Source organism: Aestuariispira ectoiniformans (assembly GCF_025136295.1).
GTDB lineage: Bacteria > Pseudomonadota > Alphaproteobacteria > UBA8366 > Aestuariispiraceae > Aestuariispira_A > Aestuariispira_A ectoiniformans.
The window spans coordinates 649,619-672,842 of the sequence record NZ_CP062788.1 but is presented as its reverse complement, the minus strand read 5'-3'; the positions used below and the strand labels follow the sequence as shown (position 1 = coordinate 672,842).

Annotated in this window: 27 protein-coding genes; 11 read left to right on the top strand and 16 right to left on the bottom strand. The window is 58.6% G+C overall.

Translation table 11 applies throughout. The features are described from left to right. Window positions 1-65: 65 nt before the first annotated feature. The 3 genes from IF205_RS03340 to IF205_RS03330 form a co-directional block, all read right to left on the bottom strand. Window positions 66-1,646, bottom strand: a complete 1,581-nt coding sequence (locus IF205_RS03340) for a sensor domain-containing diguanylate cyclase (RefSeq protein ID WP_259781879.1) — start codon at window positions 1,644-1,646, stop codon at window positions 66-68. 125 nt (window positions 1,647-1,771) lie between these two features. Further along, window positions 1,772-3,295: a YifB family Mg chelatase-like AAA ATPase gene (locus tag IF205_RS03335; protein ID WP_259781878.1), complete on the bottom strand. Its 1,524-nt coding sequence runs from the start codon at window positions 3,293-3,295 to the stop codon at window positions 1,772-1,774. 179 nt (window positions 3,296-3,474) lie between these two features. Further along, the gene (locus IF205_RS03330) at window positions 3,475-5,235 is read right to left on the bottom strand and encodes a carbamoyltransferase C-terminal domain-containing protein (protein WP_259781877.1); all 1,761 of its coding nucleotides are present in this window, start codon (window positions 5,233-5,235) and stop codon (window positions 3,475-3,477) included. 337 nt (window positions 5,236-5,572) lie between these two features. Between IF205_RS03330 and IF205_RS03325 the strand changes: the two genes are divergently transcribed. Continuing rightward, window positions 5,573-6,370 (top strand): substrate-binding periplasmic protein, encoded by a 798-nt coding sequence (locus IF205_RS03325; protein WP_259781876.1) that lies wholly within the window; start codon window positions 5,573-5,575, stop codon window positions 6,368-6,370. On the opposite strand, the gene IF205_RS03320 is transcribed toward IF205_RS03325, so the two are convergent. The 5 genes from IF205_RS03320 to rsmI are packed head-to-tail and all read right to left on the bottom strand — an operon-like array spanning window position 6,359 to window position 9,733. Then, a complete protein-coding gene (locus tag IF205_RS03320) occupies window positions 6,359-6,814 on the bottom strand; it encodes a 2-thiouracil desulfurase family protein (RefSeq protein WP_259781875.1) in 456 nt (151 codons plus the stop codon). The two genes, IF205_RS03325 and IF205_RS03320, sit on opposite strands and share 12 nt — an antisense overlap. 8 nt (window positions 6,815-6,822) lie before the next feature. After that, window positions 6,823-7,764, bottom strand: a complete 942-nt coding sequence (gene gshB / locus IF205_RS03315) for a glutathione synthase (protein ID WP_259781874.1) — start codon at window positions 7,762-7,764, stop codon at window positions 6,823-6,825. Window positions 7,765-7,803: 39 nt separating this feature from the next. Next, complete coding sequence (locus IF205_RS03310) at window positions 7,804-8,439, bottom strand: BON domain-containing protein (protein ID WP_259781873.1); 636 nt, start codon at window positions 8,437-8,439, stop codon at window positions 7,804-7,806. Window positions 8,440-8,490: 51 nt separating this feature from the next. Beyond that, window positions 8,491-8,865, bottom strand: coding sequence for a YraN family protein (locus tag IF205_RS03305; protein ID WP_259781872.1), 375 nt, complete (start codon window positions 8,863-8,865; stop codon window positions 8,491-8,493). Window positions 8,866-8,872: 7 nt separating this feature from the next. Further along, window positions 8,873-9,733 carry a 16S rRNA (cytidine(1402)-2'-O)-methyltransferase gene (gene rsmI, locus IF205_RS03300; protein ID WP_259781871.1) on the bottom strand — a complete coding sequence of 287 codons (861 nt, stop codon included), beginning with the start codon at window positions 9,731-9,733 and terminating at the stop codon, window positions 8,873-8,875. A gap of 155 nt (window positions 9,734-9,888) precedes the next feature. Here rsmI and IF205_RS03295 point away from each other — a divergent pair, with 155 nt between their 5' ends. Both IF205_RS03295 and IF205_RS03290 read left to right on the top strand, forming a co-directional pair. Then, on the top strand, window positions 9,889-11,196 hold the full coding sequence (locus IF205_RS03295; protein WP_259781870.1) for a penicillin-binding protein activator: 1,308 nt from the start codon (window positions 9,889-9,891) through the stop codon (window positions 11,194-11,196). A gap of 2 nt (window positions 11,197-11,198) precedes the next feature. Then, the gene (locus IF205_RS03290) at window positions 11,199-11,573 is read left to right on the top strand and encodes a VOC family protein (RefSeq protein WP_259781869.1); all 375 of its coding nucleotides are present in this window, start codon (window positions 11,199-11,201) and stop codon (window positions 11,571-11,573) included. Between the two features lie 5 nt (window positions 11,574-11,578). Here IF205_RS03290 and IF205_RS03285 read toward each other — a convergent pair whose 3' ends face one another. After that, window positions 11,579-12,499 (bottom strand): LysR family transcriptional regulator, encoded by a 921-nt coding sequence (locus tag IF205_RS03285; RefSeq protein ID WP_259781868.1) that lies wholly within the window; start codon window positions 12,497-12,499, stop codon window positions 11,579-11,581. A 95-nt stretch (window positions 12,500-12,594) separates the two neighbouring features. On the opposite strand from IF205_RS03285, the gene IF205_RS03280 reads away from it, so the two are divergent. After that, window positions 12,595-13,383, top strand: a complete 789-nt coding sequence (locus IF205_RS03280; RefSeq protein ID WP_259781867.1) for an NAD(P)H-dependent oxidoreductase — start codon at window positions 12,595-12,597, stop codon at window positions 13,381-13,383. On the opposite strand, the gene hemW is transcribed toward IF205_RS03280, so the two are convergent. The 4 genes from hemW to IF205_RS03260 all read right to left on the bottom strand — a co-directional run bounded on the left by hemW (window position 13,380) and on the right by IF205_RS03260 (window position 16,679). After that, window positions 13,380-14,531, bottom strand: a complete 1,152-nt coding sequence (gene hemW / locus IF205_RS03275) for a radical SAM family heme chaperone HemW (protein ID WP_259781866.1) — start codon at window positions 14,529-14,531, stop codon at window positions 13,380-13,382. The two genes, IF205_RS03280 and hemW, sit on opposite strands and share 4 nt — an antisense overlap. Before the next feature lie 179 nt (window positions 14,532-14,710). Next, window positions 14,711-15,316, bottom strand: a complete 606-nt coding sequence (rdgB, locus tag IF205_RS03270; RefSeq protein WP_259781865.1) for an RdgB/HAM1 family non-canonical purine NTP pyrophosphatase — start codon at window positions 15,314-15,316, stop codon at window positions 14,711-14,713. Window positions 15,317-15,319: 3 nt separating this feature from the next. Next, the gene (gene rph, locus IF205_RS03265) at window positions 15,320-16,033 is read right to left on the bottom strand and encodes a ribonuclease PH (RefSeq protein WP_259781864.1); all 714 of its coding nucleotides are present in this window, start codon (window positions 16,031-16,033) and stop codon (window positions 15,320-15,322) included. Window positions 16,034-16,166: 133 nt separating this feature from the next. Further along, window positions 16,167-16,679 carry a winged helix-turn-helix transcriptional regulator gene (locus IF205_RS03260; protein WP_259781863.1) on the bottom strand — a complete coding sequence of 171 codons (513 nt, stop codon included), beginning with the start codon at window positions 16,677-16,679 and terminating at the stop codon, window positions 16,167-16,169. Between the two features lie 95 nt (window positions 16,680-16,774). Here IF205_RS03260 and IF205_RS03255 point away from each other — a divergent pair, with 95 nt between their 5' ends. The 4 genes from IF205_RS03255 (at window position 16,775) to IF205_RS03240 (ending at window position 19,715) form a co-directional block, all read left to right on the top strand. Next, complete coding sequence (locus IF205_RS03255; protein WP_259781862.1) at window positions 16,775-17,434, top strand: glutathione S-transferase family protein; 660 nt, start codon at window positions 16,775-16,777, stop codon at window positions 17,432-17,434. 178 nt (window positions 17,435-17,612) lie between these two features. Continuing rightward, window positions 17,613-18,653, top strand: coding sequence for a heat-inducible transcriptional repressor HrcA (hrcA, locus tag IF205_RS03250; RefSeq protein WP_259781861.1), 1,041 nt, complete (start codon window positions 17,613-17,615; stop codon window positions 18,651-18,653). A gap of 14 nt (window positions 18,654-18,667) precedes the next feature. Beyond that, window positions 18,668-19,288: a nucleotide exchange factor GrpE gene (gene grpE, locus IF205_RS03245; protein WP_259781860.1), complete on the top strand. Its 621-nt coding sequence runs from the start codon at window positions 18,668-18,670 to the stop codon at window positions 19,286-19,288. A gap of 133 nt (window positions 19,289-19,421) precedes the next feature. Further along, complete coding sequence (locus IF205_RS03240; RefSeq protein WP_259781859.1) at window positions 19,422-19,715, top strand: encapsulin-associated ferritin-like protein; 294 nt, start codon at window positions 19,422-19,424, stop codon at window positions 19,713-19,715. A 24-nt stretch (window positions 19,716-19,739) separates the two neighbouring features. On the opposite strand, the gene IF205_RS03235 is transcribed toward IF205_RS03240, so the two are convergent. The 3 genes from IF205_RS03235 to IF205_RS03225 all read right to left on the bottom strand — a co-directional run bounded on the left by IF205_RS03235 (window position 19,740) and on the right by IF205_RS03225 (window position 21,181). Beyond that, on the bottom strand, window positions 19,740-20,033 hold the full coding sequence (locus IF205_RS03235) for a type II toxin-antitoxin system RelE family toxin (protein ID WP_259781858.1): 294 nt from the start codon (window positions 20,031-20,033) through the stop codon (window positions 19,740-19,742). Beyond that, window positions 20,023-20,229 (bottom strand): type II toxin-antitoxin system Phd/YefM family antitoxin, encoded by a 207-nt coding sequence (locus IF205_RS03230; RefSeq protein WP_259781857.1) that lies wholly within the window; start codon window positions 20,227-20,229, stop codon window positions 20,023-20,025. The genes IF205_RS03235 and IF205_RS03230 overlap by 11 nt, the downstream gene beginning before the upstream one ends. A gap of 151 nt (window positions 20,230-20,380) precedes the next feature. Further along, a complete protein-coding gene (locus IF205_RS03225) occupies window positions 20,381-21,181 on the bottom strand; it encodes an AraC family transcriptional regulator (protein WP_259783227.1) in 801 nt (266 codons plus the stop codon). Between the two features lie 98 nt (window positions 21,182-21,279). Between IF205_RS03225 and IF205_RS03220 the strand changes: the two genes are divergently transcribed. From IF205_RS03220 to IF205_RS03210, 3 genes are all read left to right on the top strand, one after another. Then, window positions 21,280-22,500, top strand: coding sequence for an MFS transporter (locus IF205_RS03220; RefSeq protein ID WP_259781856.1), 1,221 nt, complete (start codon window positions 21,280-21,282; stop codon window positions 22,498-22,500). Between the two features lie 164 nt (window positions 22,501-22,664). Beyond that, window positions 22,665-22,868, top strand: coding sequence for a hypothetical protein (locus IF205_RS03215; protein ID WP_259781855.1), 204 nt, complete (start codon window positions 22,665-22,667; stop codon window positions 22,866-22,868). 108 nt (window positions 22,869-22,976) lie between these two features. Next, a complete protein-coding gene (locus IF205_RS03210; RefSeq protein ID WP_259781854.1) occupies window positions 22,977-23,135 on the top strand; it encodes a hypothetical protein in 159 nt (52 codons plus the stop codon). Window positions 23,136-23,224 lie beyond the last annotated feature (89 nt).

The following is a 23,224-nucleotide window of genomic DNA, read 5'->3' as shown; positions in this document are numbered from 1 at the left end:
AGGCTGACGCAGCCTTGCAAGCATCCTTTCCCACAACCACGGCATCTATTCCGTTTTTTTGCCTGCTAGCGTATGGCACGGAACGGCAGTTCGGGACGCCCGTCCCCGTCGGGATCGGCCTTGCCGTTGCCGCCATGGATCAGCCAGGCGGCTTTTCCTTTGTGTTTTACCTCATACATGGCCTCGTCGGCCATGCGCAACAACTCCACCGTATCCTCGGCCTGGTCCGGATAGATTGCGCAACCGATCGAGGCAGAGATGCGGATATAACTGTCGCCAACCTTGAAAGGCCTGTCCAGCTGCTGGATCAACTTACGGCACAGGACCTCGAGACCGAGCCGGGCGTCTTTGCGGAACTCCACCACCGTGGCGAACTCGTCCCCGCCGAAGCGCGCCAGGGTGTCGCTGGTGCGTATGGCATTGTTAAAGCGTTTCGCAACCCGTTCCAGAAGGCGGTCCCCTTCCTGATGGCCGAATTTGTCATTCACCGGCTTGAAGCCGTCCAGATCAATGAAGAGAACGGCAATTTTCGTGTTGCGCCGGTCGGCCTGTTCCACCGCCCGTTCAAGCCTGTCATCGAACAAACGCCGGTTAGGCAGGCCGGTCAGACCATCTTTCAGGGCCATTTCCAGGATGCGGCGCTGCAGGCGGTCCACCTCCTGCGCAATCAGGCCGATCTCGTCGTCACGCAGGCGATTGATCCCGAGGCGGGCCATCGGGTTCTTCTGCCGCGCAATCAGGCCGGCACACAGGACGGAAAGCGGACGCACGAGCTGAAACTCCAGCACAATCATCATGACGATGAATACAAGCAGGGACCCGATCGCCACAGAGATAACATCGCCACTCAGGGCGCGGACCGCGGCGTCCGTGATTGTCCGGGATGTCTCGACGAAAAACCGGATGGGGTCCGTATCATTGACGACCGGAAGATCAAACCAGACCGTGCGCACATTTTCGTCCAACAGGGCGTTTGCCTGATCCCGTTCGCCGGACGGACGATCGTAAATAGACCCCGCATAGACGTAGGAACGCGTATCGTGGCGCAACCGGTCCAGGAAATCTTCGTCAAAACGGCGCAACATGACCAGCGCCCCTGTCGGGGTTTCCACCATGCGGCTGTCCTGGATACCGTGGGCCGCCATAAGGGCAAATCCGTCCCCGACACGTACAATGCCGGAGATTCCCTCCTCCGGCAGACGTCCGTTTTCAGAAATCGTCCGGGCGATGAACTGTTCAACCTCCGGCGGGAAGGCCACCATTTTATCCAGGCCATAGTCATAGGACTTGGCCCACACTGTCCGTCCCTGTGCACCGATATAGGCAATGCCGGACAGGTTATTCTGCCAGAAAGTCGGTGGCTGAAGATTGGATTGAATATATGCATCGGACCGGTTGTTTATGAAGTTATAACTGTCATCCCAAAGGGCCCAGTCCGCAACGAAGGCGTCCAGGGTATCCAGATCATGCTCAATCGTGTTTTCAACGCGTTGTGCATTCTGCTTGGCCAGCGATTGTTCGATCTCCTGGAAAGATGGCCAGAAGAACTGATAGGCGCTGACAATACTGACCAGAAGTGTGCTGACCAGAACCGCGCAAAGGATAGCCACAATGCGGTATTTGAGTGATACGCGGGTTTTCTTCATAAATTCCGGTGCTTACCAAGTTCTCAGAATGGGTTTTGGACGCATTTTTAAAGGGATAATACGGCCAAACCCCTTCCAAAGGATTAATAATCCATCCATTGCTATTTTTTTGAAGACTTCCCCCGTCACCCTCGCGCAACGGCCATCCGCCGATAGGCCACCGCTTCGGCAATATGCGGCTTGCGCACCGTCTGCGAACCGTCCAGATCGGCCAGCGTGCGCGCCACCCGCAGGACGCGGTGATAACCACGCCCCGACAGCTTCAGCCGTTCCACTGCCATGGTCAGGATTTTCTGGCCGTCTGCGTCGGGTGTGGCAACCTCGGACAACAACCGCCCGTCGGCCTCCGCATTGGTGCGGATGCGTTTGTTTTCCGGCAGGTGGTGATAGCGCGCCGCCTGCAATTCGCGGGCGGCCATTACCCGCGCCGCCACATCCGCACTGCTCTCCGCGGCATTCATCCCCGCCAGTTCGTGGGGCTTCACCGCCGAGACGGTCACATGCAGATCGATCCGGTCAAATAGCGGCCCGGATATACGGCTCTGATAATCATCGGCGCATTTCGGGGCCCGGCGGCAGGCGACCGACGGATCGTCGATATGGCCGCAGCGGCAGGGGTTCATCGCCGCAATCAGTTGAAACCGCGCAGGATAGGTCACATGGGCATTGGCCCGCGCCACCACCGCATAGCCCGTCTCCAACGGCTGACGCAGGCTTTCCAGCGCCGCGCGGGCATATTCGGGTAATTCGTCCAGGAACAACACACCATTATGGGCGAGGCTGATCTCCCCCGGCCGCGCCCGGTTGCCGCCGCCGACAAGCGCTGGCATGGAGCTGGAATGGTGGGGATCGCGAAACGGCCTTGTCCGATCCAGGCGACCATCCTTCAGCAGGCCCGAGATGGAACGGATCATGGAAACCTCCAGGGCCTCCCTTGCCGTCATGGGCGGCAGAATGCCCGGCATCCGCGCCGCCAGCATGGATTTGCCCGAACCCGGTGGCCCGGACATCAGCAGATTGTGTGACCCTGCCGCCGCGATCTCCAACGCCCGTTTGGCAGCTTCCTGCCCCTTCACGTCGGCCAGATCCAATGCCGCATCGGGGCGGACCGCCTCACCGGGTTTGGGCGGGGTCAGCACCTGGGAGCCTTTGAAATGATTAATCAACGCCAGCAAACCGGAGGCCGCCAGGATCGGGGCCACCCCGGCCCAGGCGGCCTCCCCGCCGTTGGCTTCCGGACAGATCAAACCCTTGTCCGCCGCATTGGCATCGATGGCCGCAGGCAACACCCCCGCCACCGGGGCCAGCGCCCCATCCAGCCCCAATTCCCCCAGTGCAACAAAACCCTGCAATTCCTCTGCAGGCAGGACCTCCATCGCCACCAGAAGACCCAACGCGATCGGCAGGTCAAAATGGCTGCCTTCCTTTTGCAGGTCGGCTGGCGACAGGTTGACCGTAATCCTCTTGGGCGGCAGCGACAGGCCCAGCGCCGTCAGCGCGGAACGCACCCGTTCCCGTGCTTCGGTCACCGCCTTGTCCGGCAAGCCCACAATGGAAAAGGCCGGCAGCCCGTTCGACATCTGGACCTGCACATCGATCACCCTTGTCTCGATCCCCTGAAACGCCACCGTATTGATATGTGCAACCATGAATCCCCCTCCCCTGCATTACGTTTTCGCAACCAGGGTATGAAGGGGCTAAGCGATTAATTTCAGCACAGGCAGCGGAGAATAAGACCGATCATCGGCACCCCTGTATTTCAATCCAAAACACAGGTCGGGTCAAAACCGGTTTCACAACGCAGAGGCAGGATATCGCCGGAACACGCTCAGCTAACAGCCAACGTCGCCGCCCGTTCACGAAGGGCATAAACGCCGCCCTGGGTAACGATGAAATCGACACGGTTATGAAGCAGGGCATTCAGGCATTCTTCCGGACGGTTGATAATCGGCTCCTCATGCGCATTGAAGCTGGTATTCACCAGAACCGGCAGGCCAGATACAGCCTTGAAATCCTTCAAAATATCATAATAAAGCGCGTTTTCCTGACGACGCACGACCTGCGGACGGGCTGTTCCGTCCACGTGAACAACCGCCGGAATTTTGTCGCGCCAATATTCTTTGACCTCACAGGTAATAGTCATGAAACGGCAGGCATAGGCCGTCTTGTCGCAGATTTCGAAAACCTCCCGCGCATCCTCCTCCAGGACATAAGGTGCGAAAGGCATGAATTCGGTACGCTGCAGCCGGTCATTGAGCGATCCGTTGATGCTGTTATCCGCCGGGCTGGCAATAATGCTGCGCGCACCAAGCGCGCGGGGACCGAATTCCATTCGCCCGTTATAAATTGCACCGACCCATCCCGCATTGATCAGGCGGGATGATGCGGAGACCGGTTCGTCGCTAATCCTGGTTACGCTGTCATGCCCCACCAATACGTCATCAATCTCCAGATTGAAATCGCGGGCGAGGTAAACATCGTCCAGGCGCCGGCGCCCCTCCAGCCAGGCTGCCAAGCCGTTTTGTTCGGCCAACCACTGATGAACACCGCCAACACAAATGCCCTCGTCCCCCATACCCGGAAAGACGAAAATTTCATCGATATCGAGGGATTCCGCCAGAAGGCGATTGAGGCGGACATTGGCGAATACGCCACCTGCCAGGCCCAGGTTGCGGCTGCCGCTGCGCTTGATCATCCGGGAGACGGAAGTCAGAATTTTATCTTCAAGCACTTCCTGAATGGATGCCGCAGCGTCTTCCGGCGAGACCGTCTTGGCGAGTTCAGTTATGAAATCGCGCATATCGGCAAAATCGGTGAAGTCCGACGTCACACTGCCATCTTCGTCAACAGTAAAGCGGCGGCCGATTTTCTCGGCCAGAACAGGTTTGCCATAGGCGGCAAGACCGGTCAGCTTTCCCTCATGCCGGGACATGCGATAACCAAGCGCTGCAGTCATGAAACTATAGGCAAAGCCTACACTGTCGATACGCTTTTCCTTGTAGATTTCCTCTTCAACCCCATGGTTATGGGTAAGCCTGCCATCCTTCAGGACATGCTGGCTCCAATGCACATTGTCACCCCCGGCATCGGCCGTGTAGAGCATGGCATCCTGCCAATCGGTATAGGCCAGCGCAGAATAGGCGTGAGCATAATGATGATTATAGAAATCCATCACCGCATCGGCACGAAAGCCATTTTCAGTTAAAAACCGGCCTTTGTTGAAAATGGCGGACAGATCAACGGTTTTCGAGCGCTGCATCTCGCCGGAAATATGTTTGATGCGGGGATTTCCCAATTTGGCGCGCAGTTCATATTCCGCCTTCTTCGGCGCGGACCAATGGGTAAAATACTGGGCCGGGAATCCCATACGGGAACAGAGAAGAACATCAACATCCTTCCGGGCCATGCCCGCAATCGACAGAACCTCTTCAATTGCCTCATCAGGAAAGCGGTTACCGTCCCCTTTCTTACGGGTCAGACGCTCCAGCTGGATTGCGCTGACCAGGGTCTGTCCCTGAAAAACCGCCGCGGCGGCATCATGCCCTCCGGTATGGATCGAGAGGATAACCGGATTCCGCTTGTCAATCATGTGAGAGGTTACCCCATCTATGAATCTCGCCAAAACGCCGACTACTTATAGAACCGGGGCAACAACTGTCAATTCAGAGCTGGAATGACAGGGGGGTCGTGAAACACAGAGATATTGCCATTAATCCCCCGCGACACTCTCCGCAGCCCCTTTCTAAAACAGGGTACAGCATGCTCGCCCATTCCAGCCTCAGCGCCCTGAGGCGCTACAGTATAGATAGGCCCATAAAGGCCTAAGCGGTTAATTTCAGGCGAGGATTATGGGTTAGGCGTATTTTGATTTTGACGCTATGGTAACGTCAACGACATTCGCCTGTTTGTTTCGGATGGTCTCATTCATGTTTTTTCCCATTGGCGGGCAAATCCGCCACACCTGGCATTTGAGAGCAAGGATATTGTTTATCCTGTTTGCCGGTTTTCTGCTGACCACCGGCACCACACGTGCGGACGACAACATCTATAAATTTGCAGGCACGACCTTTCCCCTGATTTTCGAACAGGATGACCACGGGAACCACTTTGGGCTGGCCGTGGATATCCTGCGTGAGATCAGCCAAAACACGGGGATGACCTTCAAGACCCTGCATTATCCCTGGGCGCGGGCCCTGGCGGCAGCGCGCGGCGGCACGATCGACGGGTTGATCGGCCCCTATTGGTCAGAAGAACGGGCAGACTATCTCGATTTTTCCACCCACCATTTCTATTCGGACCGCATGGTCTTTGTTTCCCGGCGCACGTCCACTGTGACCTGGACCGGAGATCTTCGCAAACTGGCGAAAGAACGTATCCTCGCCGTACGCGGCTGGGATTACGGCCCGGAATTCAACACCCTTAGACGACAGCTACGCCTGACCCTTATTCCCAGGTTCGATCTGGGGCCGGGCATGCTGATAGCCGACCGGGCGGATTTGCTGGCCGGCAATGAACGCAATGCCCTGTTTGAATTGAAACGGCAGGGCCTGGGTGACAGGCTGGCGATCCTGCACCCGGCCTTTCATCAGACCCATGGTTACTTCGGCTTTCCAAAAGTGAAGAATGACAAGGTCCTGCAGGCACGTTTCAACAAGGCGCTGGAAGCACTTTGGACCAGTGGAAAACTGAGTGCGATGAGTGCGCGTTATCAACTAGCGCTCTAGCAGCGCCAGTGCCTCCGCCAGACGATCCTCACCGAAAACCCGGATACCATTGGCCGACAGCAAGGCCGCCGTCCGCCCCTGCCCTTCGATCTTTTGACCGGAAAATGTTCCGTCATAGATGAAGGCACTGCCGCAACTGGGGCTGTTCTGTTTGAGGACGGCGACCGTTATACCGTGCCTTTGGCATAGCGTCAGCGCCTTTTCCGCGCCACGGTCAAAGGCATCGGTAACATCACCGCCCGTTTCCTCGACAACCCGGCCCTCGCGGATTTCTGCCGGGGGGCGCGGCGTTGGCAAACCACCCGCCACTTCCGGACAAAACGGGATCACCCGGTCCACATCCAGCAGCATCTGCAACGCCGCGTCATCGGCGCGGGCATGACCACCGTCATAGCGCACCCTCTGACCCAGCAAACAGGCGCTGACAAGGACTTTGGAAGCCATCGCGGGGCCTAGCAAAGCCGGGCGTCGATGGCGTCCCAGATCAGTGCTTCCAGGCAGGTATCGTCATAACGGTTGATTTCCTGCAGGCCGGTCGGCGAGGTCACGTTGATCTCGGTCAGATAGTCGCCGATCACGTCGATACCGACGAAAATCAGGCCCTGGTTTTTCAGGGTCGGGCCGATCTTGGAACAAATTTCCTGTTCCCGCGCGGTCAGGCTGGATTTCACCGCCTTGCCGCCCACATGCATGTTGGAACGGGCCTCGCCTTCTTTCGGGATGCGGTTGATCGCGCCCACCGGCTCGCCATCCACCAGGATAATACGCTTGTCGCCCTGACGCACTTCCGGCAGGAATTTCTGCACGATCACCGGTTCACGATAGAATTCGGTGAACATCTCCATCAGCGCCGTCAGGTTTTCATCCCCCGGCGTCAGATGGAAGACGCCTGCCCCGCCGTTGCCGTAGAGCGGCTTGACGATGATATCCTTGTGTTCCTCCCGGAAGGCGATCACATCCTTCTGGTTGGAGGTGATCAGCGTCGGCGGCATCAGGTCCGGGAAATGCGTGACCAGCAGCTTTTCCGGCGCATTGCGCACGCTGACCGGGTCATTCACCACCAGGGTCTTGGGATGGATATGCTCCAGGATATGGGTGGCCGTGATATAGGCCATATCGAATGGCGGGTCCTGGCGCATCAACACCACATCCGTGGTGGACAGGTCCAGTTCCTCTGTCGTGCCGAGCGCGTAGTGATTGCCGACTTCCCGTTTCAGGGTCAGCGGCCGCGCATGGGCGATCACCTTGCCCTCGCGGAAACTCAGGTCGCGCGGCAGATAGTGATACAGGCGATAGCCGCGCTTCTGCGCCTCAAGCCCCAAAACAAAGGTGCTGTCGGCATTGATATCAATCGGTTCGATTGGGTCCATCTGAATGGCGACGATACGGGACATGGGGCTTTGGTCCTTTCCAAATGGGTCGAAACGGGCAGGTCAGCTTTCGCTGCTGTCGTCATTTTGCGCTTTCAGACGGTCCAGCCGGGCGGGATCGTCCTTCATACGCATATGCGATACGATATGACGGACATAGGGTAGGTCACGCGCATGTGCAATGACCTGATCCACTTCCATTTGATTTTCTGCAATCCCGAACAGGTAAACCGTGCCGTTGACGACGGAAATTTCGTAGTTCACCGCCTTCACATCACGGTCGAAGGTGATTTCGCTGGCAAGCCGGGTCTTGGTCAGCGTATCGCGGGACAGTTCCGTGATATCGCCATCCTTGGTCACCTGGATTTCGTTGATCACCTCTTCCACGTCATCAACTTTCCAGGTCAGTTTCAGGGCCTCCAGCCGGTCCTCCTCACGCGCCACCGCACCGGTGAGAAGCACCCGGCCCTCCACAACATCAACGCTGACGTTGGCAAAAAGCCTGCCGCTTTCCTTGGCCAGCAACTCGTTGATTTCAAGGGCGATGCCCCGGTCGCGGAGACTGTCCTCCATGCTTCGCTCTTCCAGGGCGACCGACCCTGCCATGGCCCCGGCGCTGACCGCAACACCGATCGGCGTACAACCGGCAAGCCAGCCTGCCTGAACCACGACCAAAAACAGCAGAAAAACCATACGCATCGGAGACTGCATCGGACTTCTATAACTCCCTCACGACTTCACACTGGCCCGCTACAAACCGGGCCGCCACGCATCCTGAACATGATTTGGAAAACGCCAGGGCGCAACAAGAATTGCATCGAAACGCACGGCCTCGTCCGCGCCCTGCCCGGCCCCATTTTGCATGCGCCACCAGTCATAGGCCCGGGCGATACGCTGCCACTGCCGGGCGGTGATTGCCTCCGCCGCCGTGGCATGGTCCCGCCGGTGTTTGACCTCGACCACAAGGCAAAGACCGCCACGCCGGGCCAACAGATCGATCTCGCCGACCGGCGTCTTTAACCGCCGCGCCAGAATACGATATCCCTTCAGGCGCAGCCAGCAGGCCGCCAGCCATTCCGCGCGATGCCCAATTCGATAGCGATGATGCCTGGAATGACCTGTCACGCCTGCATCAGTCCTTGTTTTTGGAAAGGTCCAACGCGCGTTTGTAGACCTGTTTTTTTGGCAGGCCGGTCACCGAAGCCACATCGGCAGACGCATCGCGCAGGGACTGGGTTTCCAGGGCCTTCAGGATCAGACCGTCCAGATCCTCTTCGTCCATGGCCTCATCCGCCTTGTGCGGCGGTTCCACCAGGATCACGATTTCACCCTTGGGCGTCGGCTGGTCGATATAGGAGGCCGCCAGTTCCGTCAGCGGCATGCGGCGGAATTCCTCAAACATCTTGGTCAGTTCACGCGCGACCACCGCCTGACGGTCCGGCCATAAATCCGCCATATCCGTCAGGCAGTCTTTCAGCCGTTTAGGAGATTCAAAGAAGATCAATGTCGCATCAATATGACTGAATGTTTCCAAAGCCTTCCGGCGCGCCGCCTGTTTATTGGGCGGAAACCCGACAAACAGGAAATGGTCGCTGGGCAGGCCCGCCGCGCTAAGCGCCGTGATCGGGGCGGATGCGCCCGGGATCGGATAGACCTTGCCATCCGCCTCCACCAGCGCCCGGACCAGTTTGAAGCCGGGGTCGGAGATCAGCGGCGTACCCGCGTCGGAAACCAGAACCACCGCCTCGCCCTTTTCGATCCGTTCCAGGATACGCGGGCGCATGGAAGCGGCGTTATGTTCGTGATAGGGGATCACCGGTGTCGTGATGCCATAGGCCTGCAAAAGCCGTTTGGTAATGCGGCTGTCTTCGCAGGCGATTACATCGGCGGAGGACAAAACATCCAGTGCGCGCAGGGTGATATCACGCAGGTTGCCGATCGGGGTCGCAACCGGATAGAGACCCGGCGCAAGGGTAACCTTCTGACCGCTCATTGGTTTACTTGCCCCCTGTTCCGCCCTAAAGTCGCCGGAAACCGAGCTGGAGTTTGTTGAGGATGCCGTCTTTGCCGATTTGCTCATTTTCCGGGGCCAAGCGCCTTTCGCGTTTGTTGATCCTGTCCGTTCTGTGTATCGGGATGACCGCCTGCGTGCAATTTCAAACCGAAGAACCGGTGATCAAACCGCCGCAAACCGGCCCGGATACCCCGCCGCCCTATAATACGGCGCCGGACGTAAGTTCCGAGGATATCCAGTCCCCTGACCAGACCCAGGTGGAGGAATTCCTCCTCAACAAGTCCGATGGGGCCGAAAACAAGCCGACGATTGCCCTGCTATTGCCGCTGGGCGCCAGCGATCCGGGCCTGCGCAAGGATGCCGCCGCGTTGCAGGATGCGGCGATGATGGCGCTTTTCGACCGTCAGGCAAGCGATATCAACCTGATTCCGGTGGACACCAAAGGCACCGCAGACGGCGCGGAACAGGCTGCCCGGGAAGCCATCGGCCGCGGTGCCGATATCATTCTGGGCCCGTTGCTGAGCCAGTCGGTCAACGCTGTCGCACCTGTTACACGGCAGGCGGGCGTACCGGTATTGAGCTTTTCCAACAACGAGCGCGCCGCCGGTGACGGCATTTACGTGATCGGCATCACGCCCTATGCACAGCTAGAACGGCTGATTTCCTACAGCCTTGGCAAGGGGCTGACCCGCTTTGCCGTGCTCGCGCCGGACGATGCCTATGGCAACCGGATCGTTTCGGACATGCAACAGGTTATCGGGGAACGGGGTGGTGAAATCTCGCGCCTGTCCTTCTACAACCCGGTCGGGACCGATTTCACCGATCAGGCCCGCGCCATGTCGAACTACGATATCCGCCGCGGATCGCTCAAAAGCCGGATCAAGGCGCTTGAAGCCCGCAATGACGAGGTTTCCCGTGCCGCGCTCGCCCAGTTGCGCCGCCGCGATACATTGGGCGGGCTGGACTTTGAGGCGATCCTGCTGCCGACGCTGGACCCGCTGGTGCTGCGCTCTCTGGCCGCCCAGCTTGCGCAATATGACGTCAGCCAGCCGGAAGTCCGCATCCTGGGCCTGTCGCTGTGGGATGAGTTCGGCGACCTGTCCAGCGAACCGCCGCTGGTCGGCTCCTGGTATGTGGCCCCGCCGGACGATAGCTGGCGGCTTTTCGCAGAACGCTACCGGAAAACCTACAGCCATCTGCCGCCGACCCTGGCCGCACTGGCCTATGAGGCAACGGCGCTGGCGATCCTGTCCTCCCATGCGGACACGCCCTTCTCCCGCGACAGTCTGGTCAACCCGCAGGGCTATCAGGGCATTCTGGGTGTCTTCCGCCTGACTGCAGGCGGCCATTCCCATCGCGGTCTGGCTATCAAGCAGATCACCGATGACGGCGTCCAGATTCTGGACCCGGCCCCGACCAGTTTCGAGGCGGCGATTAACTGACGATGGCATCAATCACCAGGCCGATTACCCGGATCATCCTCTATACAAAACGTATGGAGGAAATGATCACCTTCTACGAACGGCATTTCGGTTTTGAGACTTCCCGGGAAGAGGGTGATCGCCTGGTAACTCTGTCGCATCCCGGCCAATCGGTCAGGTTGCTGCTTCACCCTGCCGGGAAGGGCATTCGCGAAGGTCATGCCTGTGTGAAACTGGTATTCGACGTCGAGGATGTGGAGGCTTTCTGCGAAGAAGCCCGCCGCAACGGTCTGGAGTTTGGCGCCATTCATCAGGCCGACGGCTATCTCTTCGCAAACGCCAAGGACCCGTCGAAAAATCCGATATCCATATCCGGCCGGGCTTTCCGGCAAGGGTAGCGCCGCTAGCGCCGTTTAATTCCCGGGACCGTTGCGATCCGTTCGGTGAGAAACTCCACCAGCAGCCGGACCCGGGCGATATCCGCGCGTTCAGGAACAATCAGCATATTCACCGGCACAGGCGGCAGGGAATAATCCGTCAGGACAGGCTCCAGCCGCCCCGCCGCAACCAGATCGTCCACCAGCCAGTGATGGGCCGGGGCCACGCCGCGTCCGGCCAACAGGGCCTCTCGCACGGCCAGTCCCAGGTCAACCCGCAGCCTGCCGCCAAAAGGCACCCGGTGTTCCCGACCGTCGGGCCCGGTCAGGGAAAGCATGTCGGTACCCACCACATTGGACATGCGGATGCCCTGCATGCCTGACAGATCACGCGGCTCATCCGGTCGGCCATGACTGTCCAGATAGTTCGGGGCCGCCACCAGAAACCGGTGACTGTCCCCCAAGGAACGCAGTTTCATTGTACTGTCGGTGAGACGTCCCATGCGGATCGCCACATCGACACCGGCATGGACCAGATCAACCTGCGTATCGGTCAGGTTCAGGTCCACCTCAATCCCCGGATATTGATCCTGAAACTCGATCATCAACCGCGTGATCTGCATAACACCCAGGGCCGCCGGACAGGAAACACGGATTGCACCCGCCGGGGCACTGCAGGTGCTGCAGACCTCCTGACCCGCCTGTTCCACCAGACGGAGGATTTGAACGCATTTCGCGTAATAGCGGCTGCCTTCCTCCGTCATCGTGATCCGCCGCGTGGTCCGGCTGAGCAGAGAGACGCCAACCGCCTCCTCCAGTTCCCGCAGGTGGCGCGTGATGGTCGACTGCCCGACGCCCAATTCGCGGGAAACCGCCGACATGCTGCCGCGCTCCGCCACGCGGACGAAGCTGTGCATCCGTTCCAGGGTGACATCTGATTTATTCATTTTTCGGCATTATCATATCTATTATTGCGGTATTCTCATTTTAATCACCCGAAACTAGCTTAGGGGTCAACCCACAAGTTTCGGAGAATGCCCCCATGAATGTCCTGATCGTATTCGCCCATCCGGAAGGAAAATCGCTGAACGCGGCCCTGCGCGACACCGCCATTGACGAACTCAAGGCACAGGGCCATGAGGTCAGGGTGTCCGACCTTTATGCCGACAGTTGGAAAGCCGTGGTTGACCGGAATGATTTCCCCATCCTCGCCCCGGATGAGCGGCTGAGGGTCCCCTCCGCCTCAGGCCGGGCACTCGCCGCCGACAGCCTGACTGCGGATGTGAAGGCGGAGCAGGAGAAAATGCTTTGGGCCGATACGGTTATCCTGCAATTTCCACTGTGGTGGTTCACGATGCCCGCGATCCTCAAAGGCTGGGTGGACCGGGTCTTTGCCTACGGTTTTGCCTATGGCGTCGGCGACCATAACGACACGCGTTGGGGCGACCGTTACGGCGAAGGCACAATGGACGGGAAACGCGCGATGTTGCTCGTAACCACGGGCGGCTGGGAACCCCATTACAGTGACCGTGGGATCAATGGCCCGATTGACGACCTGCTCTTCCCGATCAATCACGGCATCCTGTTTTATCCGGGATTCGATGTGCTGCCATCATTCGTAACCTATCAGGCAGACCGCCTTTCCCCGGACAACTTCGAAGCCGAAGCGGAACGTCTGCGCGACCGGATGCGCAGCCTGGAAACAATCCGCCCCATCCCCTATCGGCGGCAGAATGACGGGGACTACCTGATGCCCAGCATGAAGCTGCGCCCGGAATTAAACCACGCAGGCGAATCAGGTTTTTCGATCCATCTGCAGGAACAGGATTAGGATAGAAGATACTGCAGGACCGCATTCAGGCGTTGCAGCCCATCACGGGTTGGCTGGAGGCGGTCCTCCTTGCAGATCAGAAGTCCCGCTTCTTCCAGCGTTCCCAGTTTCGCCTGATCCACAAAATTCCGCCAGTCGCCGCCGCATTCCGCGTCGAGCCGGGCGTAGGGCACGCCCTCCGTCAGGCGCAGACCCATCATCAGGGTCTCTTCCAGCCGCTGTTCGGGGGCAACGGTGAAAGTTTCGGAGATCGCCTCGCCTTTTTCCTCCACCTCGCCCAACCATTTCTCGGGCAGGCGCACACGCACGACGGCCCGCTTGTCACCATCAATGGTCACACGACCATGGGCGCCGGGACCGATCCCGGCATAGTCCTGATAACGCCAGTAAATCAGGTTATGGCGGCTTTCCGCACCGGGACGGGCATGGTTGGAAATCTCATAGGCCGGACGGCCGCTGTCCTCCATGACGGCCTGTGTGACCTCATAGAGTGTGGCGGCGTCATCCTCTTCCGGCATGGTGAAGTCGCCCAGCCGTTCCTTGGTGAAAAAGGCTGTGCCCTGTTCAATGGTAAGCTGATAGAGCGACAGATGCTCACCCGCCAGATCAAGGGCTGTCTTCAGTTCCGGCAGCCATTGATCTTCCGTTTGGCCGGGCCGGGCGTAGATCAGGTCGAAACTGTGCCGGTCGAAGGTTTCCGCCGCCAGTTCGATTGCACCGCGTGCCTCGCTGGCCGAATGCTCCCGGCCCAGGAAACGCAGGGCCTCGTCATTGAGAGACTGGATACCCAGCGACACGCGGTTCACACCGGCCCTTGCAAACCCCCGGAATTTCTCCGCCTCAACAGAGGTTGGGTTGGCCTCCAGCGTGATTTCCAGATCATCCGCCGGTGTCCAGAGGGATTTGGCCTTCTCGATCACCGCCGCCGCCGTTTCCGGCTCCATCAGCGACGGCGTGCCGCCGCCAAAGAAGATGCTGTTCAGGGAACGCGGGCCAATGGCCGCCGCCGTGCTTTCAAGTTCCGTCAGCAAAGCCTCGCGCCAGCGGTCGTGATCGATGCTGGCGCGGACATGGCTGTTGAAATCGCAATAGGGGCATTTGGACTTGCAGAAAGGCCAATGCACATAAAGTCCGAACATGGCATCCATATGGGGCTGTTTCCGCCAATCTCAATTTGCCGGCACAAAGTATAAACCGTCTTGCGCGGGCTTGACCCGCGTATCCACGAAGAGGAAACGGTTGCGGCGCAATCACGTTTCTTAACGCAAGGATATTGCCCTCGTGGATGGCCGGATCAAGTCCGGCCATGACGGCGTTTAATAGTGTATCAGAAACAGGCCTTTACCAACTGGCGGAAGGCGTCCGCCCGGTGGCTCATGGCGTGTTTCTGCTGCGGCTCCATCTCGGCAAAGGTGGTGTCGAAACCGGTCGGCTGGAAGACCGGGTCATAGCCGAAGCCCTTCTCGCCGCGCATCGGCCAGACGATGGTGCCACCGACCGTGCCTTCGAAAACCTCCACATGCCCGTCCGGCCAGGCCAGCGCCAGCGCACAGATGAATGTGGCACTGCGGTCCATGTTATCCGCCAGGGCGGCATGCACCTTTTCCATGGCCATATTGAAGTCACGCGGCTGACCGGCCCAACGGGCGGAATAGACCCCCGGCGCACCGTCCAAGGCGGTGACCGCCAGGCCGCTGTCGTCGGCCAATGCGGGCAGACCGGTTGCCTCCGCACTGTGTTTGGCTTTCAGGACTGCATTGCCGCGGAAGGTGGTTTCGGTTTCTTCCGGCTCTTCCACATTCAGGTCGCCTGCGGAGATCACCTCCACCCCGAAATCGGCCAGCAGGTCACCGATTTCCGCAATCTTGCCCTTGTTGTGGCTGGCAATGACCAGCTTGTCGCCGTCGAATTTACGCCGATTGTCCGTCGTCATTTGTTACGATCCCGCAATTGCTTTCTTCTGCAGCTCAACCAGTTCCGCGATCCCCTTTTCGGCCAGCGTCATCAGGGAATTGAACTGGTCCTTGCTAAACGGGTCCTGTTCCGCCGTACCCTGGACTTCGACGATGCCGCCGGTGCCGGTCAGGACGAAATTGGCATCTGCCTGGGCGTTGCTGTCTTCATCATAATCCAGGTCCAGGACTGCCTCACCATTGTAGAGGCCGCAGGAAATGGCCGCCACATGATCGGAAAGCGGGATTTCGTCGATCGCGCCCAGACGGTGCATATGCTGGAAGGCCAGATGCAACGCCACGAAACCGCCGGTGATCGCCGCGGTACGGGTGCCGCCATCAGCCTGGATCACGTCGCAGTCGACGCGGATCTGGCGTTCGCCAAAGCCATGCATCTTGGTCACGGCGCGCAGGGAGCGGCCGATCAGGCGCTGAATTTCAAGGGTCCGGCCACCGCCTGCGGTGCGTTTGCGATCCATACGGCTGTGGGTGGAACGGGGCAGCATGCCATATTCCGCTGTCACCCAGCCCTTGCCACTGTTACGCAGGAAAGGCGGCACGCCATCTTCGACGGTGGCGGTGCAAAGCACATGGGTGTTGCCGAATTTCGCCATGCAGGAGCCTTCCGCATAACGGCTGACTTCCGGTTCCAGGATGATGCTACGCAATTCGTCCGGTTTGCGGTTGCTGGGGCGCATAAATATTCTCCGACAGGTCTTGGGGGTTTAGACTTTTTCCGAGGGAGGCCAAGCTATCCGCCCTGCCCGGAAAGGTCCAGTCACATTCCGGTGGCAATTCTGCAGGAAAAACGGGAGAACACCGCGTCCCGGATCAACCTTCTTCCCGCTGCCTGCGGGATGCCTTTTCAACCGCTGCCTCATAGGCGGCCTGAAGTTCCTGAAATACCGAGCGTTTTGGCCGTGGCGCATCCAGATGCAAATAGCGTAATTCGTCCATGAATGCCTCCCAAAGGGGCGGCCCGCCTTTGTCCAGCAATTCCGCCCGCACAGACAATTCCTCGCTTGGCTCAGTATGCCGACAGCCCCAGGCCCCCATATGCGCCAGAAGGGGCACCAACTGAATGGCCGCCTCTGTCAGGCTGTAAATCCCTTTCTGCTTGTGCTTGGGGTCGGGACGCCGCGACAGGAGGCCGGAAGCGGTCAGACGCTTCAGCCGGTCCGCCAGGATATTGGAGGCAATCCCCTCCTCGCTATGCGCAAGCAGCGCACCATAGCTGCGCCTGTTACCGAACATGATGTCACGGATGACGATCAGGCTCCAACGGTCACCAAGCTGTTCAAGGGTCAGGTTTATCGGGCAGCCGGACCGGCCGGTCTGGGGCATGGCAGTCTCCTCTGGATAATACTTGCAATATGCAAGCGGTAAAACTAGAGTCAACCAGTTGTATTTTAAAAGTGGTTATTCAGGAAGGTCCGACAATGTCACTACTCCTCTACGGTCACCCCTTTTCGTCCTACACTCAAAAGGCCCTCATCGCGCTTTATGAGAATGACACGGCCTTTGAATTCCGCCTTATCTCACCGGAAACACCGGAGCATGGGGCCGAATGGCTTCGCCGCTGGCCGTTGCGCAAATTTCCTATCCTGGTGGATGGCGACCGGACGATCGCGGAAACAAGCATCATCATTGAATATCTGCAGCTCAATCACCCCGGCCCCATAGGCCTGCTGCCCGAAGACCCGGCAGCCGCCCTGGACGTGCGCTTCATGGACCGTTTCTTCGACCTGCATGTCATGAGCGCAGGGCAACATGCCGTGAACGGGGCGCTGACAGGGAATCCGGATCGGCGTGAGGAAGGACTGGCCACCGCCATTGAGAAACTGGAAATGGCCTATGCCTGGCTGGAAGACCGGCTGGCAGGCAGGACATGGGCCTGCGGCGAGGAATTCACCCTGGCGGACTGCGCGGCGGGCCCCTCGCTATTCTATGCGGACTGGATACATCGGATATCAGAGGATTTTCCACAGCTGCGCGCCTATCGCACGCGGCTGCTTGCGCGCCCGTCCTTCGCCCGTGCCGTGGAAGAAGCGCGACCATATCGGCCCCTCTTCCCCTTGGGTGCCCCGGACCGCGACTAGGACCCTCTCCCACCATCAATCAGGAACGGACGGCCCATGTCGCGCTGTGCATGGGTCCTCTCTGCCTGCCCAGTGCATTGACGACTGTCGAGACCCCTTCTACATATGGGCATGTAGTATAATGGTTCGATCTCAGGCAGAGTGATGCGGGATCACAGACAGGCAGACATGTAGCGCGATGATCACGGAACTGAATGACCGGTCACGGGAAATCCTGCGTCTGGTTGTGGAAGAATATGTCGACACCGGCACGCCCATCGGCTCGCGGACCCTGTCGCGCCGGCTGGTCGAAGGGGTCAGCCCGGCGACCATCCGCAATGCCTTGGCCGATCTGGAAGAACTGGGCCTGATCTATGCGCCGCATATCTCTGCAGGTCGCCTGCCCACGGATGCGGGGCTGCGCCTGTTTGTGGACGGGTTGCTGGAAATCGGCAACCTGTCGGATGATGAGCGCGCGGCGATTACCGCCCAATGCGTCGGCACCGGACGATCGGTGGACAAGGTGCTGGAAGAAGCCTCCAACATGATGTCGGGCCTCAGCCATTGTGCGGGGCTGGTCATGGCGCCAAAGGCCGAAAGCCGCCTGAAACATGTTGAATTCGTCAGCCTCGGCCCCGGCCGGGCGCTGGTGGTGATGGTCACCGAACAAGGTCTGGTGGAAAACCGGGTGATTGACGTTCCCAGAGACGTCTCCCCGTCCATGCTGATCGAAGCGGGCAATTACCTGTCCGCCAAACTGGTCGGCAAAAGCCTGGGCGATGCCCGAAGCCTGATTGAAAAGGAAATCACCGCCAACAAGGCAGCCATCGACGAGTTGTCGGCCAAGATCGTGGAGGCCGGACTGGCCACCTGGTCGGACGACAGCGACAATGGCGTGTTGATCGTACGCGGTCAGGCCAATCTGTTGAACGATGTATCGGCGCTGGGCGACCTGGAGAATATCCGGGCGCTGTTCGCGGCCCTGGAGAAGAAGGAAAGCCTGCTGAAACTGATGGATGTGACCCAGCAGGCAGAGGGGGTGCAGATTTTCATCGGCGCGGAAAGCGAACTTTTCTCGCTGACCGGCTGTTCGATGATCATTTCGCCCTATAAAAACAGTGAAGAGCAGATTATCGGCGCAATCGGGGTTGTCGGGCCGACCCGGATGAATTATGCCCGCATCATCCCGATGGTCGACTATACGGCGGAAGTCGTCGGCAAACTGCTACGTCAGGAATGAAGGATTCAAAGCGCATGAGCGAAGAGAAGAAAGTACAGGACGCAGACGTCGAAAATCAGGCAGACGTGCATGCCACCGAAGAGGACGTTCCTGCTAACGATACCCAAACGGGTGAGGCAGAGAACTCCGAGCTGGCGGTGCTCGACAAGCTGCAGGCGGAAAACTCCGAATTGAAGGACCGTCTGATGCGTGCGCTGGCCGAGGTGGAAAACGTCCGCCGCCGCGCCGACAAGGAACGCCAGGATGGCCAGAAATATGCGGTCTCGCCGCTGGCCAAGGAATTGCTGCCGGTGGCAGACAACCTGCGCCGCGCGCTGGAAGCCATCCCGGGCGATCTGGCACAGGGCGACGACCAGATCAAGAATATGGTCATGGGCATCGAGATGACCGAGAAACAGCTTCTCGACGCCTTTGAAAAAGTAAACATCCAGCGTGTAAATCCGCAGGGTGAGAAATTCGACTACCAGCTTCACCAGGCCATGTCGGAGGCCGAAGGCACCGGCCAGCCCGCCGGAACCGTCGTGCAGGTCCTGCAGGCCGGTTACGTGCTGGCCGACCGTCTGCTGCGCCCGGCCATGGTCGTGGTTGCCAAAGGCGATCCGGAAGAAGGCGCATCGGTGGACACCACCGCCTAAGCCTTCCAACCGACCGATATCAAAAAGCCGCGGGATGACAGGTTCCGCGGCTTTTTTGTCTTATGTCACTTCATTTCAATGTGCTTTCAGGGCTAGACTAACCTCATCCACAAAGAACAAGGGGATCTGGCTGATGTCGAACGAAGGTTATCACGAACCCATTTCCGAACTGTCCGACGAGACCCGCGACATGCATCGCGCGATCGTCTCCCTGATGGAGGAACTGGAAGCCGTCGACTGGTATAACCAGCGGGTAGACGCCTGCAAGGACCCGGAATTGAAGAAAATCCTGGCCCATAACCGGGACGAGGAAAAGGAACATGCGGCCATGGTGCTGGAATGGATCCGCCGCCGCGACCCCGTGATGGACAAGGAACTGCGCGACAGCCTGTTCAAGGAAGGCGAAATCGGCGGCCATCACGGGTAGAAACCAGCGACGGTTAAAGTCTACTCAGGTGTTTTTCAGGCGCGTCTTCGCAGCCTTGTAGACGACGTTACGGTTACGTTTTCCAACGGCAACGACCGTCACGACAATACGGTCGTTGTCTACGGTATAGACAAGGCGATAGCCGGAATTTCGCAGCTTAATTTTATAGGCATTGTCGGACATACGCAGACGGCTGGCGGGCACTTCCGGATGTTCGAGACGCTCCGCGAGTTTCTTCTTGAATTGCGCCTTGGTCGTCGCCTCCAGCTTACTCCATTCCTTGAGGGCCGACTTATTGAATTCAAGCTTATAGGTCATCAAGGCTGACTTCGACCGTCTCTTCGTCCGCCCGCTCGCGGACCAGTTTCAGATCGTCAATATCCTCTAGCGCATCCAGCATGGCTTCATAGATATCCGCCGGAACCATGTATGATACCGGCTTGTTCCGGTTCAAGACGGCCACCGGCTGGCCTGCCTCCACGACAGGTGTGGGGTCGCGGCGCAGGTCTGTCATACTCGTAACCAGATTTGATAGAATTTCACGCATAGTGAAGCCTCGATTCCACAATACCAACCAAAAAATATGCTCATAACTATGCTTTAAAATATGCTTTTAAATATCATTTTTCAAATGGATTATGAGAAATCTCAATATTCGAAGGAACTCATCTCCCGAAATAGGCCGTCGGGGTGACACCCAATGTGCGTTTGAACATGGCAATAAAGGCGCTGGGGCTGTCATATCCCAGGTCCAGCGCAACCGAGGTCACCGCCTCGCCTGCCGCCAGCATTTCCAGCGAGGCCATGAGGCGGCGCTGCTGGCGCCATTGGCGGAAGGTCATGCCCAACTCCCGGTCGAACAGCCGCGCCAATGTGCGGGAACTGGCCCCCACGTCACGGGCGAAATCCTCCAGGCCGCGACTGTCGGAGGGGTCTGCCACCAGAGCCTCCGTGATCTGCACGAGCCTGAGGTCGCCCGGCATCGGCAAATGAAGCGGCACGGGCTTTGCCGCCACCATCTGGTCAATGATCACCCGCATGAAGCGGCCATCCGGCCCATCCTCGTCATAGTCTTTCGGAAGGTCCGCCGAACGAACCAGCATTTCCCGCATCACAGACGACACCGCCATGACATAGCAGTGGTTGGCCATCAGGCGGCAGAACTCCAATCCCACATGCAAACTGCGGAATTTGACGCCATGGGGGGCATAGAGACCGTGATCGGTCCGGGGCGGTATCCAGACCGCGCGTTCCGGCGGCACCACCCAATTTCCCTGACCGGTATAGACCGCCATCACCCCTTCAGCCGCATAAAGAAGCTGTCCCCAGTCATGGGCATGGGCCGTAATCCGCCGACCAGGCCGCATATCCGACCCGCGCACAACGACAGGGCGAACCAGTTGATCCGTTAGGCCGTCTATGGGTGGCCCGACAAGCGGGCCCGGATTTTGTCCGTTTATCGACATCATTTGTCAGAATAGCGTGAGACAGCCGTTTTCCCAAGCCTTAGATTAGGCTCACACCAATGAATGACAAAATTTCCGATGGGTTTGGACCAACGATTATGCAAGCGATCACGCATTACCTGAAGCCGGAGGTCTGGCGCACGCCGCAGGGCTGCCTCATCATCCTGGCCGCGGCCATGCCGCTTTCCTTTGCCACCTGGATGAGCCTCCTGAACAATTTCGCCGTGGAACGCGCGGCCTTTACCGGTGCGGAAATCGGCATCCTGCAGTCTTTGCGCGAAATCCCCGGCCTGCTGGCGGTCAGTGCATTGCTGCTGCTTTTCGTCATGAAGGAACGCACGCTGGCGCTTTTTGCCATGGTGCTGCTGGGCCTGGGCGTCGCACTCACCGGGGCTTTTCCCAGCGTCATCGGGCTTTATGCCACGACCGTGCTTATGTCCTTCGGCTTTCACTATTACGAGACCATGCAGATGTCGCTGACCCTGCAATGGGTCAACAAGGAGAATGCCCCGAAGGCCATGGGACGGCAGATTTCGGCGCGCTCGATGACATCGCTGGTGGCCTATGCCCTGATCTGGCTGGTGCTGGAGTTCCTCGGCCTCGACTATGCCTGGATCTATGCCATCGCAGGCGCGCTGACCATTGCCATCGTGTTTTTCGTGATTGCCGCCTTCCCCAACTACGAAGGCCAGGAAGCCCAGCATAAGAAAATGGTGCTGCGTAAGCGTTACTGGCTATTCTACGCCCTGACCTTCATGGGCGGTGCGCGGCGTCAGATCTTCATCGTCTTCGCCGGTTTCATGATGGTTCAGAAATTCGGTTACGATGCCGCAACGATTACCCTCCTCTATCTGGTGAACCATGCCATTTCCATCTGGCTGGCACCGAAGATCGGCGGCTATATCGCCAAATGGGGGGAACGCAAGGCGCTGATCTGCGAATATCTGGGGCTGATCGCGGTATTCACGGGCTATGCCCTGGTTCAGGAAGCCTGGATCGCCGCCATCCTCTATGTGATCGACCATCTCTTCTTTGCCTTTGCAATCGCACAGAAAAGCTATTTCCAGAAGATCGCGGATCCCAAGGATATTGCGTCGTCCTCAGGCGTCAGTTTTTCCATCAACCATATTGCGGCTGTGGTGATCCCGGTGCTGTTCGGCGTGTTCCTGTGGGAACAGAATTCCGGCTGGGTCTTTGCCGCAGGTGCGATCATGGCGGTGATTTCCCTGATCCTGGCGCTGAATGTGCCAAGCGATCCGAAACCCGGCAACGAAGTGGTCCTGGGCAAGGTATCCGCCCTGCCCCAGCCGGCGGAATAACGACTAACCGACAACACCTGTCGGACAAGGGCGGCCCAGACCCTCGGGCCGCCCTTTCCTTATCCGACTGCCGGGGTGCGACATCTGTCCGCATGGCGCGCTGTGCCCGGCTGTTTTATATCCCCCGGCAGATGGACGGATATAAGACATAAAGGGCTTTTCCCATGCTGAATAAAATCAAAGCCACCCTCTCCGAGATGGGTGAAGGCATGAAAGCGATCGTATTGGCGCTGACCGGTGTTTCCGTGATCCTCGGCTATGCCGCCACGATGGTTTTCGGCCTGGAAGCGGTTTTCTGGATCGCCATGATCATGTGGCCACTCGCCATGATCAACATGTTCTACTGGTCCTCGGCCAAAGGCTGTTAAGGCCGTTTCGGCAAACAGTGATCCTTTGACCTGCGTCAACGCGGGCTTTTCCGTAACAGGCTAAACATGCAGGCAGATTGAAAAGCTCTGCTGCGTGAGGAGGCTGTTATGAACGCATTGAAACCGATCCTGCTGGTCCTGGCAGGCCTTGTTGTCATCCTGGCCTATGCCGGGTCCATGATCGCCATCACCGAAGTTGTTTTCTGGGTCGCCATGATCCTGCTGCCGCTCCTGGTTCTGCAGATCGGCGCGTGGAGCGCCAAATAGCATCTCGCGTTATCTGACAGCGTATAGAAGGTGCCTTCACCACCGGGGAAGGCACCATACCTATTTTTCATTCCTGTAATCGACCTAAA